The sequence below is a fragment of the Pseudoalteromonas sp. 10-33 genome (assembly GCF_001469195.1).
GTDB lineage: Bacteria > Pseudomonadota > Gammaproteobacteria > Enterobacterales > Alteromonadaceae > Pseudoalteromonas.
Genome location: NZ_LOFI01000024.1, coordinates 83,057 through 99,304, shown reverse-complemented (window position 1 = coordinate 99,304; position 16,248 = coordinate 83,057). Strand labels below are relative to the sequence as shown.

The window sequence follows — 16,248 nt, the reverse complement described above, 5'->3', positions numbered from 1 at the left end:
TACCTGCTATGATGGATTTCATATTGATCGGATTATTGCGATCATCGCAAGTCTGAATTAGGAAAGTATTGGTTAATTCATGCAAACCATAGATAAATCATATTCCGGTTGCTTATCGAGTTATGTGAAGAAACGTTACTGTAGCTATACAAATTGAAAGGGAAATAATTAATAATTTGGATTTAAGTAAATAAGTATTAATATAACTTTTTGACAACGTAGGTGTGGATCTTAGGAAAACGGAAGAGGAAAAAATGGCGCCGTGGCTTGCCGCTATTACCGACACGCTTGAGGTATTACACAAAGGCGACGAGAACCCACTATCTAGCCGAAATTACATAATGGAAAAGGCCAATGTACAGTTTAAGTCGGTTAATTTTATGCGTGGCCGCAGTATTCAAAATGCGGTTGTTATTTTAGATGAAAGCCAAAATTTAACAGCGTCTCAACTTAAAACAATTATTACTCGGTGCGGTGAAGGAACCAAGCTCATTTGTACTGGTAATTTGGCACAAATAGACAGTAATTACTTAACCCCAGTCACATCAGGTTTAACCTATATTGTGGAGCGTTTTAAAAACTTTGAAGGCAGCGCAACTATAAACCTCAATGGTGTTGTACGAAGTCGATTAGCTTCATTTGCAGAAGAGAATTTATAACTTGCGCTTAACTATTTGGCTCGATAGTCTAATGATTGATTTTCGGGCCAAATAGCAGATTTTACGTGAATTTTTTACCTCTCAAACATTACTACCGCTCTTTAATTGTTGCCCTGTTGGTGCCTTTAATCGTTGCATTTTTACTGTGTGTACATATTTACAATATTAAGCTTGAGCGCACTGTTGAAAAACGTGAAGCCGATTTTTTAAATGTATCGGCTCAGATAAACCATGGTATGCAGTCAATTAACGATTTAATGGCTAGCATGCTGGATTTATACGCGCAGCCCACTTTTAGCAAACCAAGCAGCAAGCTACTTGAAGGCATTAATCAATACGATGGGTATTATTATCGGCACTTTACCGTCCAAGGAACAGAAATTGTAGGAAAAGGAGACTTTGACCTTTCACCAGACTCGCTTTTAAAGTGGCAACAGCTTGTGAAACTAGGATCATCATTTAATACTACGTTAGCACTTATGCAATCACTTACTGCGGTTGCCTATGTTGATGAAAGTGGTGCTGCATTTGTATCAAGACGAAATAAAAGCAAAAGCCTGTTACTAACAGAGATTCTTGAAGGGCGTTTTAGGCCCGATTTTAAAAACAATCTACTCTCTTCTAGCCCTATAGTTAACATAGATGGTAAGGCTTATTATTCAATTGGGCGCCAGCGAGAATTAGGCTCAAATGACTACATTATTGTTATTTATGATGTGGAAGTTATGTCTGCGTGGTTAAAAAAAATAACACCAAGCCAAGGTGAATATATATTTATTAATCGTTTTGATGAGGTTATTGCCAGTACACAAAGCCCCATAGCTCAGGGATTAACATTAAGCGAACATTGGCCTGAAATGTCAACCACAGGTGAAAAGTTAACAGTATTAACTAGCAGTACCAATTTCTTTATGCAGCCCAAAGCTAACTTGCCTATTCATGCTGCATTTTATGAGCCTAAATCAAACTTTGTAAATACAATCAGGTATGAAGTTTTACTTGAATTTGTATTTTTAACGCTGTTTTTAAGTTTAATGTTTAGTGTGTTTTTTTGGTTAAGCCAGCGTATATTTTTGAAACCTATGACGCATTTAATGCACTATCTAGAGCAAAGCGATACCGACGCTACAGTGCAATCTAATTATCAAATTCCCATTAATTGGCAACCCTGGTTTACTAAAATTAAGCACGTATTTGCTAAAAATGAACAGCTGGTGGAGTCGTTGCAGGAAGTAAACCGAGAGTTAGACGAAAAGCTTAAACTTCAATCAGAAAAACTAACGCGAAGTTATCAAGCTAAAGAGCGGCACTTAGCATTACTTAATACAATGTTAAATAGTGTTCCTGATTTTATATATTTTAAAAATATTGATGGATCATTTTTAGGATGTAACAAGGCGTTTGAAGCTTATATTGGGCGCGGTCAAAGTGCGTTAGTGGGAAGGCGTATACAAGATATAACCACAGAGCATGAACAAATAAGTGTTTTAGAAAAGCAAGTGTTACAAAATAGAAGTAATGTTCAGCAGCGCGTTAATAATGAGGATAAGTCCTATCAATTAACGATTGCGCCTTTTTATAATGAACATCAGCACTTACTTGGCACAATGGGAATTGGTAGAGACATAACTGAGCAGCAGCAAACGTTACACGCGCTTAAAGCTTCTGAGTCTAAATTTAGAAGCGCTATTGAGTTTGCAGCTAATAGTGTTGTGCTGTTATCACTAGATCAAACAATTTTGCAAGTTAACAAAGCAGCACGAAAACTGTTTATTGAACACAATGTATTGGTAGGAGAACAGCTTAAGTCGCTGTTTGACGACAGTCAGTGGCTGGAAATTAAAACAACGTTAGCGCAATTGCTTGATGATAAGAAAGAGGTCTACCATTTAACACTAGCACGAGGAAAGCTGACGAGTTGGTTACAACTTAGCGTATCGCTTGTGTGGGATGAAAAGCGTGAACCTTCATATTACGTTATCCACTTACAAGACGTGAGTGCACTAACTAAAGCGAAGCATAATGCTGAGCGTGCAACCCTTGCCAAAAGTCGCTTTATAGCGAATTTAAGTCATGAGATTCGTACCCCATTGAATGCTGTTTTAGGTTTGCTCGATATGCTAATAGAGCAGGGGCTGACAAACAGACAATTACAGCAAACAGATCAAGCCAAGCAAGCAGCAGAAAGCTTATTGCTTATGCTTAACCGTATGCTTGATTTTGCCAGAGTAGAAAGTGCGCAAGCTGAGTTAAAACTCAGCCCATTTAGTGTGGTTGAATTAGTTGATATATGCGATAGCTTAACCGGACCTTTGTGTGAGCAAAAAGGTGTAGAGTTTATTATAGACGTTGACCCTTTAATTTCCCCTAATTTAGTGTGTGACAGCATCAGGTTGCAACAAGTATTGGGTAATTTATTAACGAATGCTGTTAAATTTACGCATAAAGGCTCAATAACTTTAAAAATGGAGCTAATCGATGGCAACAACCAAGAGCAAGAAATTTGCTTTAGCGTAATAGATACAGGTAGCGGAATAGGTAAAGACGATCAACTGCGTTTATTTGATGCATTTACACAAGGCGATGAATCATCAACCAGAATTCACCAAGGGGTAGGGCTTGGGCTCGCTATTGTTAAGCATGCGGTTTCTCTTATGGGGGGAGAAATAGCCCTAAACAGTGAAAAAGGCCTTGGTTGTGAGTTTTACTTCAGTATTAGTTTGCAGGTAGATGATACAAAAAATCAGCTATTGCCTGTTGATGCTTTGGCTATTATATCCCAGCGAAGCCGAGCTTTAAAACGCGCGGTAGACGCCTATTCAGAATTAACCAGTATTGACTTGGATGAAGCGTTGAATTACCCAATTAAACTCTCGGGGTGTACACAGCTCATTGTTGATGAGGCGGATTTATCTGAGCTATTAAATGTCAAAGCAATACATGACTCACTTACTTCACAAGCAGTATCGGTGATTATTATTAATCATCAGCTGACCTTTAGTTCATCAATGAGTGAAGGCTTATTAGCGCAGCATGTTAAAGCATCTGCGCTAGGGCAGCGATTATTTGATTTGAGCAGTAGTGCTGCATTAAAGCACATAGCCAGTGATGTAAATATAGATGCGTCTAAACCAAACAAAGAAGTATCGGGTTTATTGGTCTTGGCAATTGATGATAATCAACTAAACTTAGAAATTATAAGTAGTGTTCTAAAAAAGGCTAATATAAATGTTGTAACTTCAACTAATGCCTCTGACGGTATGGAGCTACTGCAGATTTTGAAACCTGATCTTATATTAATGGATGTACAAATGCCGCATATAGATGGTTGCCAAGCTACGGCATTGATTCGTCAACAGTTTGACGATAAGCAGTTACCTATATTTGCACTAACAGCACATTGTGAACCTGCTGATGTAGCGCGTTCGCTAAAATGCGGTATGAATAAACATTTAACTAAGCCTGTTGTAGCAAAGGTACTGCTTGATGCGATTGCTGATACACAACTTCCAGATAAAACAATGTTTTTTGATAGATCGTTTGCCTTAGCTCAGTTTAGTGCTGATGAGGCCTTACTGAACAATATGGTGGATAAGTTTGCCAACCTTTGCGAAGCTCAATTACAACAAATTGACGAATGTACCGCTAAAGGTGACTTGGTACGTTTAGTGCATAGTATCAAAGGAGTATCAGGTAATTTGGGCTTTAAACGGTTATCGTCTTGTGCACTGCAATGCGAGCAAAACCTCAAAGCAACGAATGATCCTGAAGATGAAATATTAAAAGAGCTTATTATGCAGTTGAAACAAGTTATTCTATTTATTAGAGGTCTGGAGGCAGTTGATGTCAAATAAAGCCAAAGTGCTTGTAGTTGACGACGATCCTCTTAACAGGCTAGTGCTTGAGAAAACGTTAGGTGAAGAGCATGAGGTGTTTTTAGCTAAAAGTGCAGAGGAGGCGCTTGCTTTTGTAAGAACGACACATGTCGATTTAATTTTACTTGATATTGTAATGCCCGTTATGAACGGCTTTGAACTTATTGTTAAGTTAAAAGAAAACCCTATTACTCAGGCTATTCCAGTTATTTTTATTTCTGCTAACCAAGAGCATGCTGATGAATCAAAAGGGTTAGAGCTCGGCGCGATGGACTATATTACTAAGCCATTCAGTGCTTCTATTGTAAGAGTGCGAGTACGAAATCAATTATTGATAAAACAAAAAAATGATTTACTTGAAATGTTAGCGTCCATTGATGGATTAACTGAAATACCCAATCGACGCTACCTTGATGAAAATTTGTCTCGAGAGTGGCGAAGAAGTAAACGAGGCGGCTCGGTGCTATCTGTACTGTTAATGGATATAGATTATTTTAAGCGATACAACGATACATACGGCCACAGAGCCGGTGATGAATGTTTAAAAAAGGTTGCCCAATCTCTTTTATCACAATGTAAACGTGGTAGTGACTTTATTGCCCGCTATGGTGGAGAAGAGTTTGCTGCTATTTTACCTGATGTATCGAAAAAGGAAGCAATTGCGTTTGCAAATAAGCTCAGAAACGCAGTAAACGAACTAAATATAGAGCACAAAACATCTTTAAATGCACAGTGCATAACTATTAGTATTGGTGTTGCAACCATGGAAGGTGGCCGCTCAACCTCAGAGCATTCATTATTAGAAGAGGCTGATTTAGGGTTGTATGAAGCAAAAGAGGCAGGCCGTAATAGAGTGGTCGCTCACTAATATTAAAAAAGCGCCAGTAACGTACTGGCGCTTTTTGTGTTTTAGTGGCTAACCATATTTAATGCGCTATCACCAATACCGATTAGTTTATCGTTTTTAAATATCAGTGGCGTACACTCATCTTTAGTCATTTTCCCATCTGAATGAATACTATGAGTCGCATAGAATAAGACTTGATAAACATCATCCCCTTTTTTTAATAACTCGGTAAAGTTAGGGGTTTTAAGCGTTGTTAATACCGACTGATAACTACTATCCATTTTTAGCTCTGAGATAGCTTCGCGATTATTTTTATGTTTTGTTTGCCAGCTCGTTGAGTCATTACCTGCCCAGTGCGTTTCTGCTTCGCCATCAGAAACGGCAATAACACAACCCGTTAAAAATGGAGTAATAAGTGCAGCTGCTAGTAGAGATTTATTCATTTTTATATGTACCTTAATCGTTTTTGCTTAATTATTAATGATAGTAAGGCAAAGTATACGCCAAGTTTAAATTTTATTTATAATCAATTGCTTATGATTTTCTGGTTGTTTTTTAATTTTAAAAAATAAAAAAATTAGCAAAAAAAACCATTTTTTAGTTTATTTAACCTAAGCGCTGATTAAGTTATTTACTATTCAGAGCTCAGGTTACTTGGCTAAGGCAAGTACTAAACTAAGCGGCTACGGGATTCTCCTTGCTTGAACGCTTTTATATTTAAACTTACTTCTTTAACTAATCGTACGATTGACTCAGTGCTTGCCCACGCAATATGGGGTGTGAGTAATAGGTTGTCCCCTTTATAATTGGCTAGCGGATTTGAATGTTCTGCGGGCTCTTTCGTTAATACATCGACCCCTGCGCCAGCAATAATGTTTTGCTCTAGTGCCGTTGTTAAATCGGCCTCATTAATTATACCGCCACGTGCTGTGTTAATAATAAGGCAGTTGGGCTTCATCATATTAAATTCGTTGAGCGTGATTAGGTCTCGGGTATCGTCTGTTAGTGGGCAATGAACACTAATTATATCGGCTGTTTTAATGGCTTCATCAAAAGGCGTTCGGCCATCACGACACGCTGCGCCTTTGCGCTCAGACATAACAACGTTAGCCCCAAATGCGTCAGCTACTTTTGCAACGGCTTGCCCTAGCGTGCCGCCGCCGATAATAGTGAGTGTTTTACCTTGTAAATCATTAAAGCTGTAATCAAGACGACAAAACATCTCACTTTTTTGCCATGCTCCTTGTTGGCAATCAGCTTGATAACGATGAGTATTTCCAAGTAGGTTTGTTATTAAAGAAAAGGTGTGTTGAACAACTGAAGGTGTAGAGTAACCAGCAACATTTGTCACTGCGATGCCAAACTCTTTAGCGGCTTCTAAATCGACATTGTTAGTGCCCGTGGCGCTCACACATATTAGTTTTAGATTTTTTAGCTGGCTAATTGTTTCGCGATTTAATACTACTTTATTAGTAATTAAAACGTCAGCTTCTTTGCTGTGCTCAATAACTTGCTCTGGACTGGTAAGGTCATAGGTCGTAAGGCTTCCCAACTGCTCTATGCAGGCAAGTGATGTATTTGCTAATGTGGCGTTATCGAGAACGGTAATTTTCATGATGTATCCTAATTAAATAAAATAATTTTAATACTTGACCTTGGTGTGTGCTCTAAGGTTTATAGTTGGCATCAGTTGAGAATACACTCATTGGAGAAACAAATGAAAATAGGTGAGTTTGCAAATCAGTTAGGTGTCTCAACAGATACCCTAAGATACTATGAAAAACACAATTTGTTAACGCCATTAAGTCGAACAGAAGCCGGTTATCGCGATTATGGTGAGGCATCACTGAAGCAAATGAAGTTTATTTTACGTGCTAAAAATGTTGGTTTTAGCTTGTTAGAGATCAAAGAGTTACTGCAAATAAAATTTAAAAAACACCAGCATTCGTGCCATGAAGTGAAAAATTTAACGATACAAAAACGTGATCTAGTTGCAGAGCGCATTGCTGAGCTAACACGTTTTCATCAATCGCTATCGGTACTTGCTGATAAGTGCTGTGGCGGACAAGAGCCCGCTGACAACTGTTCAATATTAACAACCTTGGAGGACATCGATGGACTTACTTAATAATTTTTGGCAGTTGTTTTTAGTATCTGCCCCTTGGTTAATGCTGGGTTTGCTGATTGCTGGGTTATTAAATGTGTATTTACCGGCCAATTTTTTAAATAAACATTTGGGTAAAGAAGGCTTTTTGACCACAGTGAAAGCGGCTTTAATTGGAGCACCGATGCCGTTGTGTTCATGTGGTGTTATACCTGCTGCAATAGGCTTAAGACGCGCAGGTGCTTCAAAAAGTGCGACTACAGCGTTTTTAGTATCGACGCCTGAAACAGGTGTTGATTCTGTGTCTGTGTCGTATGCGTTATTAGGTCCGTTTATGGCTATTATTCGTCCCATAGCTGCGATTTGCAGTGCTATTGTTGCAGGTGTGTTAGTGGGGCGAGATACTGATAGGCAGCAGACAAAGCCAACGGCAGATACGCAAACAAAAATCAGTTGCTGTGCGTCTAAAACGGCGGAGCCAGAAGTTAAAACCAGTTGTTGTGATAAACCAAACAAGGCATTGCAAAGTCAATCGCAGAAGATACGACAAGCGATAAGTTTTAGCTGCAATAAACTACTATCAGATACCATGGTCTGGTTAATGATTGGTTTATTCTTTGCCGCATTGGTACAAACTTATGTTCCAGAGTCATTTTTAACACAGTGGGGCAGTGGGATTCTGACTATGCTAGTGGTGATCTTGATCAGTATCCCCATGTATATTTGTGCCACTGCATCTACGCCTATTGCTGCAGGCTTGTTATTGAGTGGAGTATCACCGGGAGCGGTGTTAGTGTTTATGCTCGCAGGGCCGGCAACAAATATTGCTACGTTAGGTGTGGTTGCTAATGAGCTTGGTAAGCGTGCTGTATTCGCCTATCTCATAGGGGTTATTGGGGTTGCGTTGATTTTTGGTTTTTTAACGGATTATTTAGTAATGGAGTTTGGTTTCGTTGTTTCCCCCCTACTAGGTGAAGAGCATCAAGTATTACCCCATTGGCTAAGCTTTGTTTGTGGTGTAATTTTAATCGCACTTATTCTGCGTTTGGTTGTCATAGCACTACAGGCAAAGCGAAAGGTAACTGGTAAGAGCATTTCTTAATTTATTGTTATATAAGTACTTTTAAGCTTGCTTATTAGTGTGTATTAAATTGCAATAGTCTGACTTAGTTCGCATTTTAGTTTGCCTGAGTTATACTCGAACCAATAATGCAAACGGCACGTATTTTACGTGCCGTTTTTTAACTTTATAGATGCAGTAATGAGTGAATTAGAAGACAAGTACGCAGACATAAGACCTTACAACGACGATGAGGTTAACGCATCGCTAGCGCGTTTAATGAGTGATGATGCATTTATAGATGTCATTGCTAAGTATAACTTACCGCGCTTTCTATCAGCAGTGCCATTTATTGCCCGCCCATTGGTAAGAAGCCAACTACGCAAAAAGTGGGGAAAAGTAACAAACGTTGAAGATGTTCAAAATGAGGTTGCTAAATATTTAGATAAACTTATAAAACGCACAACCTCAAAAGTTACCTTTTCAGGTTTAGACAAGCTAGATCCTAACCAAGCTTACTTATTTGTTTCTAACCATCGCGATATAGTGCTTGATCCTGCACTTGTAAACTGGGGGCTATATCAACATAAAATGAAAACGGTGCGTATTGCAATTGGTGACAACTTACTGCAAATACCTTACATAACAGAGCTAATGCGTTTAAATAAAAGCTTTATTGTTAAACGCTCTGCTAAAGCACCTAAAGAAATGTTAAAAGCGCTTACTCAATTATCATCGTATATTTATGACTCTTTAATGGGTGGCCACTCGATCTGGATTGCACAAAAAGAAGGTCGAGCAAAAGACGGGTTCGATCAAACCGATCCGGCACTATTAAAAATGCTACAACTCAATGGCCGAAAACAAAAAAAAGAATTTGGTGAATATATTAAAGAGTTGAAAGTAGTCCCCGTGTCTATTTCTTATCAATACGAACCTTGCGCTATAGCAAAAGCTAAAGAGCTTTATCATAAGCAACAACATGGTGAATATATCAAGTCGGCGGGTGAAGATATTTTAAGTATTGTTGAGGGCTTTAGTACGGCAAAAGGTCATGTTCACCTTGCTTTTGGACTACCTATTGAATCTCAATGTGATAGCGCTGAAGAGTTAGCCACTACAATTGATCAACAAATAGTGGATTCGTTTTACTTACACCCAGGCAATTACATTGCAGGTGGCTGTAAAGAATCGGTAATTAACTCTCCAGATACAGCAACATTTGAACAACGAATGTCACAAGTACCTGAAGAGCTTAAGCCACTTGTATTAGCGATGTACGCCAAACCATTTCATCGCAAAGCACAAATAAATACGAGACCCTAACTTTATTAGCGTTAAATAAATTGTGTATAAAGTAGCAATAATATTGCTACTTTTTTTTTGTTTAAAAATAACGCTATACTAAATACAAGACCATAATTGAGCGGCGAATACGATGCAACAAATTGAAATATTTGATATTCCAAGTCCTTGTAAAAGTATTTGCTTAGTTAACAATAGGGGGTACTGCAAAGGATGCTACCGCAGCCGTGATGAACGGTTTATGTGGAATTCGCTCACTAACGCGCAAAAAAAGAAAGTCATCAGTTTGTGCCAACAGCGTTATAAGCGTTATTTACTCAAGAAACAGCAAGCACAGGGTGGTGATAGCGCAATACATCAGCAGGGCTTTGATTTTTAATCATACATATTATATTTGGCTTTGAGCGCATAAACGGTGCCATTATTATGAAGTTTATTTAAGGCTGTTTTTAACCCGTCAATTAAGTGCGCATGTCGTTTATTTAAGTAATGGTAAACAGGCGTTACACGTAACACTTCTTTTTGATAGCAAATACCATGTTGGTTTGTTGGCTGGTTGTCTGATGCAAAATCAAGTAACAATATGCCTTTCACTTTTCCTTGGGTAAGTAAGTTTAGCTGTGTGCTTAAATTTTTTACTTCAATGACGTTGCCATCAAAATGCGTATTTTTTATATATTGGGCTTGTATTGGGCAATTAGCTAAAATAGCAATATTATCAAGCCGCTCCAATATGCTTTGTTGGCAATTTTTATAAAGCAGCAACTTAAATTTGAATAATTCGAAGTCTACGCGCAGTAGATTTGGAAAATCAATTTCTATGCTGCTGTCTCGGCCAAGTTGTCCATCAAGCACTCCATTATTGGCAGCTCGTAATGCATTTTGGGGGCTAAAATCGATAAGATGAATATCGTAGCCTATTTCTTTATAGGCAAGATTAAGGAGCTCTAATACATAATTTGCCTGCGAGACGTTATCGGGGCGATTAAATGTCAGCGTATTTTGGTTGCTATAACTGGCTGCGCTAAATATTAAACTAATTAATAGAAACAACATACTACAGCGTCTTTGCATTATCATTTCCAATTACAGCTGAGATAAATTAATAAGACGCGTATAATAGCAATATGCTTGGTTTTTGCCCAGCAATTCAAGAGTCGTTCTAGAAACTGTAACAATTCAAATAATGAGGAAAACCTGTGAGTTTTAACTTGTGTTTATTACCGCGTGAAGAAAAATATCAAATACAGCTCGATTATGAGGCTTCATTTTGGGCCTATCAGATTAAACGCAATAAAAAAACGCGTGAGCAAGTTTATAACACAATCCATAGTCGCCCCGTTGCGGAGCAAATGGTGTTAAAGCAAAAGTTTGAGCAATATTTAGCATTAATGCTTAGTTAAAAATGTATACCACCCAATTATTAGACAAAGTAAAAACACCCTTAGTGAATAAATTTTACAAAGTCCATGGGGTTAGCGGACGTGCTAATAAGCAAGATCAAGTGTGGGTTATTTATTTAGGCACACACGTAGTGGCCGCTTGTAGGCTACAAAATAAAGCCACATTTTTGTTTTTATCTACGGTTTATGTTGCGCCAGAACATCGCTCAAAAGGGGTGGCAAAACAATTAATAACCGATCTTTTAACGCATCAGCACATGCATGTTTATACCTTTGCATTTAAAAACATTGCCGATTTATACCGCAGTATTGGTTTTAACCAAGTGTTAACATATACTCCTGAAATACACGTACTTTTTGATATGTATAAGCACCGAAACATTGTCGCACTAGAGTACCCATAAAATAAAAAACGATATGGAATGACCATGAGTAAGGGCGTTAATTGGATTTTAAGTTGCTTAGTAGTTTTAATAACTATTTTTAGTTACCAGGCTGGTGCACAAGTAAAGCGTTTATCTCCTAGTGAAGGTTTATCTCAAAGTTACGTTAACACCATACTCATCGATAATAATGGTTATTTATGGCTTTCTACCGAAGGTGGTTTAAATCGTTATGATGGCTATCAAGTAACGCCTATTAATGGCCCTAATGGTGAGCTTGAAGAAGCAATAATTGATCGTATATACCAAGGCTTAGATGGGTATATATGGATTGCCTCATTACTTGAGGGGCTTTTTAGATACGACCCAACTACTGACACTTACAAGCAGTTTTTAGATCCCCCCAGTAATGAAGAACAAATTTTTAATCAATCAGTTTTTAGTATGGTGGCTGCAGACTCAGATTCTTTGTGGATTGGACGAGGCCGAGATTTTGCAAGACTTGATGTACAAACAGGGGTTATTGAGTCTATTTTTGAGCTACCCAGTGAATTTAAAAACACCTTAGTCAGAAGTTTATTTCATTACAATGGCTATATTTTTATAGCGACCACTCATGGCGCCTATGTTTATGATATTGCAAATAATTTAACCCGTCCACTGCAGCATTTAAAGGGTGAGGCTGATCATATTTATCAAAACAACGTGAAGTCGTTTGCGTTGGGAGAAAATGGCCAGTTATTAGTGGGGGCCGTAAAGGGGATGTATCAGGTTGATATTAGCGATTTGCCAAGCATGTTTGAGCGTCCTGATATTGCCTTTAAAAATAAGGTATTACTGGCCGACCTTAATGTGTGGAAGATAGATTACAACCAAGGTGAAATAGATCTAGCTACAGATAAAGGGCTATTTAAATTTGATTTAAATACGGGTGAATTGATAAAAAACACACGAATTACACAGAGTAAGTATACCCTTGCCGATACCAGTATTATTGATATGGCTAAAGATAAGACCGGGGGGGTATGGGTTGCTACAAAAAGTGATGGTGCTTTTTATCTATCTAAAGATACATATCATTTTAATAATGTTGATGGCAGTTTATTAGGAGGAGACGGTTTATCCCACCATTCGATATGGGGAATAACCGAATTTAACGAAAAGCTTTGGCTTGCGACAAATAATGGATTAACTGAAGTTGATTTAAAAACGAATACCAGCAAGGTTTACTTAAAAGATTACAAGGCTGACCTATACACCAGCGATTTTAGTATTTGGCAAATAATGCCCTATAACAATAAGCTCTGGCTGAATACAAACCGAGGTTTACTCATTTTTGACCCAAATACTTATCAAGTGAGTGAGCCAAAAACAAAAAATAAAGCAAACCAAGATCATATAACTGGCTGGGTACATGGCGTTACTTTAATGCCTAACGGCGATTTATATTTTATGCATCGTGATCACGGTGCATTTGTTTACAACATAGATAGTCAAATTGTCACTCGATTGGGGGGCGGATTAGCACAGTTTAACCCGTTTTTAGCGCATGGATTTTTACCTGCTTTACCAAATAAACCCGATTGGCCGCTATTTTTTAATGCGGGTATTTTATATCAATTAAATCCGACTAACTTAGCGTTAAAGATGATCTATAAAGTACCTAAGCAGCATGAAAACGTTGCGATAAGTGTGCTTTCATACGTGATAGACAATAATGATGTTTTATGGATCTCACTGTCTAACTTTGGTTTGATAGGTATTGACTCATCGACCTACGAGCATGTGCATACTATTGATCTAGATAAAAACAAACTAGGGACATTACTTTATAGCATGGTGCTTGACGATGATGGCATGATTTGGATGAGCAGTCATAAAGGGATATGGCGTTTAAATCCTGTAACACACCATTTTCAGCAGTTTAGTACAGCAGAAGGACTTTTATCTGCTGAGTTTAATAGCTCTGCAATGGCTAAGCTTAAAGGCGGACGAATAGTATATGGCGGTTTAAAAGGGTTAACGTATTTCCATCCAATGGAAAACCAAAGTTACCAACCGCTAATAGAGCATGTAAATATTACGCGAGTAAATTTAATGTCGCGAGAATTATCGCGCGATTTAAGACAGCCCCTCAATGAAATAATATTAAACCACGATGATATTGGTCTTGAAGTGGCTTTTTCTGCAATGGCTTTTAGCAATCAAGAACGCATTATTTACGAGTATCAGCTCGATAACGGGCAAAAAACTTATGCGCGTAACAATAACCGGGTCCTTTTTCCTAAGTTAAACCCGGGTAACTATACATTAAAAGTATGGGCAAAAGACCCGTTAACAGGAAGCTATACCAAGCCTGCAACATTAAAAATAAAGGTTAAATATCCCCTTTGGCGCGCCCCTTATTTTATGGTGCTGTATGCCGCGTTATTTTTATTTTTTATTGCAATGTGGGTAAGGCGACGTAATAAAATTCAACGTATTTTGTTAGCCGCTCATAAAGAAAGTAAAGAGAGTGAGTCGCGCTTAAAACTCGCATTAGAGGGCAGTGAGTCGGGTGTATGGGATTGGCAGTCAAGTAATCCAAGTATTTACCAGCCTCGCTTAAGTAATGAGCTTGGTTACAATAATGATACTGTTAACCTGGATGAATATTTAGCTAAAATACATCCTCAAGATAAGCAATTATTTCGTTTAGAGTGGCTAGAGTTTTTATCTACCGATAAAGGCTACTTTAACTGCACATACCGTGTGCGTCATGCCAAAGGCTATTGGCGTTGGTATAAAGACTTTGGCAAAGTGGTTGAGTGGGATGAAAGAACGCCCCAAAAAGTAGCGGGTACATATACTAATATGACCCGTGAGATGGTTTACGAAGAACATGCTCGCTTATTTACCGCTGCGTTTGAGCAAACCCGTGATTGGGTATTTATTCTCGATAAAAACTTTAATGTACGTGCCTCTAATAAGTCGTTACAAACGGCGTTTAACTTTGCTGCAGAACCCACCTCAAGCCGAACGCTAAACCTGGGGATGTCGCCAAAAAATCGTGTTGATTACTTACGTATTATGAAAAAGCTTTCGGAGGGAGAGCATTTTTCCTGCGAAGACACTGTGTGTCTTCATAACGGCGAAACGCGTCATGTGTTAGTAAAAATAAGCGCGGTTGCCGATACAGAGCAACGTTTAAGTAGTTACGTGATAATTTTAACTGATATACACGCACAAAAATTGGCCGAAAGTGAGTTACACCAATTAACTAATTTTGATGTTTTAACGGGATTACCTAATCGTACCCTGTTTAATGACCGTGTTGAACATGCTCTTGAGCAAGCTCAAAAGCACCTATGCAAAGTTGCTTTATTACATATTAATATTAAGCGTTTTAAATATTTTAATGATTCACTTGGGCATGAGGCCGCCGATGAACTTATTAAAAAAGTAGCCGAGCGATTAAAGTGTTCATTGCGTTCCTCAGACAGTATCGCACGGTTTGGAGGAGATGAATTTGTTGTGCTTGTTGAAGATATTCAACAAATTGAAGAAGTGCTTCTTATTTGCACAAAGCTAATGGATTGCGTGAACCAAAATATCAGCATTAACGAGCAAGTGGTAAATATTAATTTAAGCATTGGTGTTGCTATTTCTCCCGATGATGCAACGCAAAGTAGTGCGTTGTTGAAGGCCGCTAATATTGCGCTTTACCATGCCAAGGGAGCGCTTGAGAGTAATTATCAATTTTATAAACAAGAAATGAATAAGCATGTTCAAAAAGCGCTTCACTTAGAATCGCAGCTGACAAAAGCTTATCAACAGCATGAGTTTTGTAATTACTATCAACCTATTATAAATGCCCAAACTTATACAACAGAGGGCTTTGAGGTTTTACTACGTTGGCCTGAAAATAAGCTTATTGAAACGCAGGAGTTTTCTCTTGCGGCTGAAGGTGTTGGGTTAATAACTAAAATAATGCTGCAAACATTTGCAAGAGCATTAACAGAGCTTAATAAATGGCGAAAAGTATCGCCCGAGTTGTATTTATCAATTAACTTATCGGCTTTAGATTTTGAGTTTATAGAGCTCGTGCCAGAGATAAAAAAAGCACTTATTAATGCTAATGTGCCATCGGAGGCGATTGTATTTGAAATAACCGAATCTATTTTAATGCGCGACTCGAGCCTTGCACTGCAAAGTATGAAAAAGTTAAAAGAGCTAGGCTGTAAGCTGTATATGGACGACTTTGGGACTGGTTATGCATCGCTTACTTATTTAAAGCGTTTTCCTATTGATGTGCTTAAAATTGACCGAAGTTTTGTTCAAGACATTGGTATTGACTCTGATGATGAGGCCATTATTGAATCAACACTCACACTGGCGCATAGTTTAGGAAAAGAGTGCGTTGCGGAAGGTGTTGAAAGTAAGCAGCAACTTACATTTTTAAGCGCGTTAGGGTGTAAACATTTTCAAGGTTATTTGTTTAGTAAGCCGGTGCCTAGTTTAGATGTTCCTGCGCTTATAACACGTGACTGGCAAGGTACTTTTAGCGAGAGCTAAAAAACATTAAACCTCATAAACCCAGGTATAGGCGCTTTGCGCCTTGCCTGAGCGTTGT

At 38.3% G+C, this 16,248-nt stretch carries 12 protein-coding genes and 1 pseudogene; 10 read left to right on the top strand and 3 right to left on the bottom strand.

Annotated elements, in window-relative coordinates:
* Positions 1 to 239: 239 nt before the first annotated feature.
* From ATS76_RS12855 to ATS76_RS12845, 3 genes and pseudogenes are all read left to right on the top strand, one after another.
* A pseudogene (locus ATS76_RS12855) lies at positions 240 to 659 on the top strand (PhoH family protein); the annotation flags it as partial.
* 65 nt (positions 660 to 724) lie between these two features.
* A complete protein-coding gene (locus ATS76_RS12850) occupies positions 725 to 4,513 on the top strand; it encodes a hybrid sensor histidine kinase/response regulator (protein WP_058552465.1) in 3,789 nt (1,262 codons plus the stop codon).
* Entirely contained in the window at positions 4,503 to 5,402 is a 900-nt protein-coding gene (locus tag ATS76_RS12845) for a diguanylate cyclase (RefSeq protein WP_058552464.1), read from the top strand. The genes ATS76_RS12850 and ATS76_RS12845 overlap by 11 nt, the downstream gene beginning before the upstream one ends.
* A 41-nt stretch (positions 5,403 to 5,443) precedes the next feature.
* Here ATS76_RS12845 and ATS76_RS12840 read toward each other — a convergent pair whose 3' ends face one another.
* Both ATS76_RS12840 and ATS76_RS12835 read right to left on the bottom strand, forming a co-directional pair.
* On the bottom strand, positions 5,444 to 5,824 hold the full coding sequence (locus ATS76_RS12840; RefSeq protein ID WP_058405812.1) for a DUF3192 domain-containing protein: 381 nt from the start codon (positions 5,822 to 5,824) through the stop codon (positions 5,444 to 5,446).
* Positions 5,825 to 6,051: 227 nt separating this feature from the next.
* The gene (locus ATS76_RS12835) at positions 6,052 to 6,996 is read right to left on the bottom strand and encodes a D-2-hydroxyacid dehydrogenase (RefSeq protein WP_058552463.1); all 945 of its coding nucleotides are present in this window, start codon (positions 6,994 to 6,996) and stop codon (positions 6,052 to 6,054) included.
* Positions 6,997 to 7,098: 102 nt separating this feature from the next.
* On the opposite strand from ATS76_RS12835, the gene zntR reads away from it, so the two are divergent.
* From zntR to ATS76_RS12815, 4 genes are all read left to right on the top strand, one after another.
* On the top strand, positions 7,099 to 7,509 hold the full coding sequence (zntR, locus tag ATS76_RS12830) for a Zn(2+)-responsive transcriptional regulator (RefSeq protein WP_058552462.1): 411 nt from the start codon (positions 7,099 to 7,101) through the stop codon (positions 7,507 to 7,509).
* A complete protein-coding gene (locus ATS76_RS12825) occupies positions 7,496 to 8,587 on the top strand; it encodes an SO_0444 family Cu/Zn efflux transporter (RefSeq protein WP_058552461.1) in 1,092 nt (363 codons plus the stop codon). Before zntR ends, ATS76_RS12825 begins: the two co-directional genes overlap by 14 nt.
* A gap of 159 nt (positions 8,588 to 8,746) precedes the next feature.
* Positions 8,747 to 9,871 (top strand): 1-acyl-sn-glycerol-3-phosphate acyltransferase, encoded by a 1,125-nt coding sequence (locus ATS76_RS12820; protein ID WP_058405892.1) that lies wholly within the window; start codon positions 8,747 to 8,749, stop codon positions 9,869 to 9,871.
* A 112-nt stretch (positions 9,872 to 9,983) separates the two neighbouring features.
* Complete coding sequence (locus ATS76_RS12815) at positions 9,984 to 10,229, top strand: DUF1289 domain-containing protein (RefSeq protein WP_058552460.1); 246 nt, start codon at positions 9,984 to 9,986, stop codon at positions 10,227 to 10,229.
* Here ATS76_RS12815 and ATS76_RS12810 read toward each other — a convergent pair.
* A complete protein-coding gene (locus ATS76_RS12810; RefSeq protein WP_058552459.1) occupies positions 10,226 to 10,924 on the bottom strand; it encodes a hypothetical protein in 699 nt (232 codons plus the stop codon). The genes ATS76_RS12815 and ATS76_RS12810 overlap by 4 nt on opposite strands.
* Positions 10,925 to 11,049: 125 nt before the next feature.
* On the opposite strand from ATS76_RS12810, the gene ATS76_RS12805 reads away from it, so the two are divergent.
* From ATS76_RS12805 to ATS76_RS12795, 3 genes are read left to right on the top strand one after another with little or no spacing between them, the layout of a single operon-like run.
* On the top strand, positions 11,050 to 11,253 hold the full coding sequence (locus ATS76_RS12805) for a DUF3283 family protein (protein ID WP_024596204.1): 204 nt from the start codon (positions 11,050 to 11,052) through the stop codon (positions 11,251 to 11,253).
* A 2-nt stretch (positions 11,254 to 11,255) separates the two neighbouring features.
* Positions 11,256 to 11,657: a GNAT family N-acetyltransferase gene (locus ATS76_RS12800; protein ID WP_058552458.1), complete on the top strand. Its 402-nt coding sequence runs from the start codon at positions 11,256 to 11,258 to the stop codon at positions 11,655 to 11,657.
* Positions 11,658 to 11,681: 24 nt separating this feature from the next.
* Positions 11,682 to 16,190, top strand: a complete 4,509-nt coding sequence (locus tag ATS76_RS12795) for an EAL domain-containing protein (protein ID WP_058552457.1) — start codon at positions 11,682 to 11,684, stop codon at positions 16,188 to 16,190.
* Positions 16,191 to 16,248 lie beyond the last annotated feature (58 nt).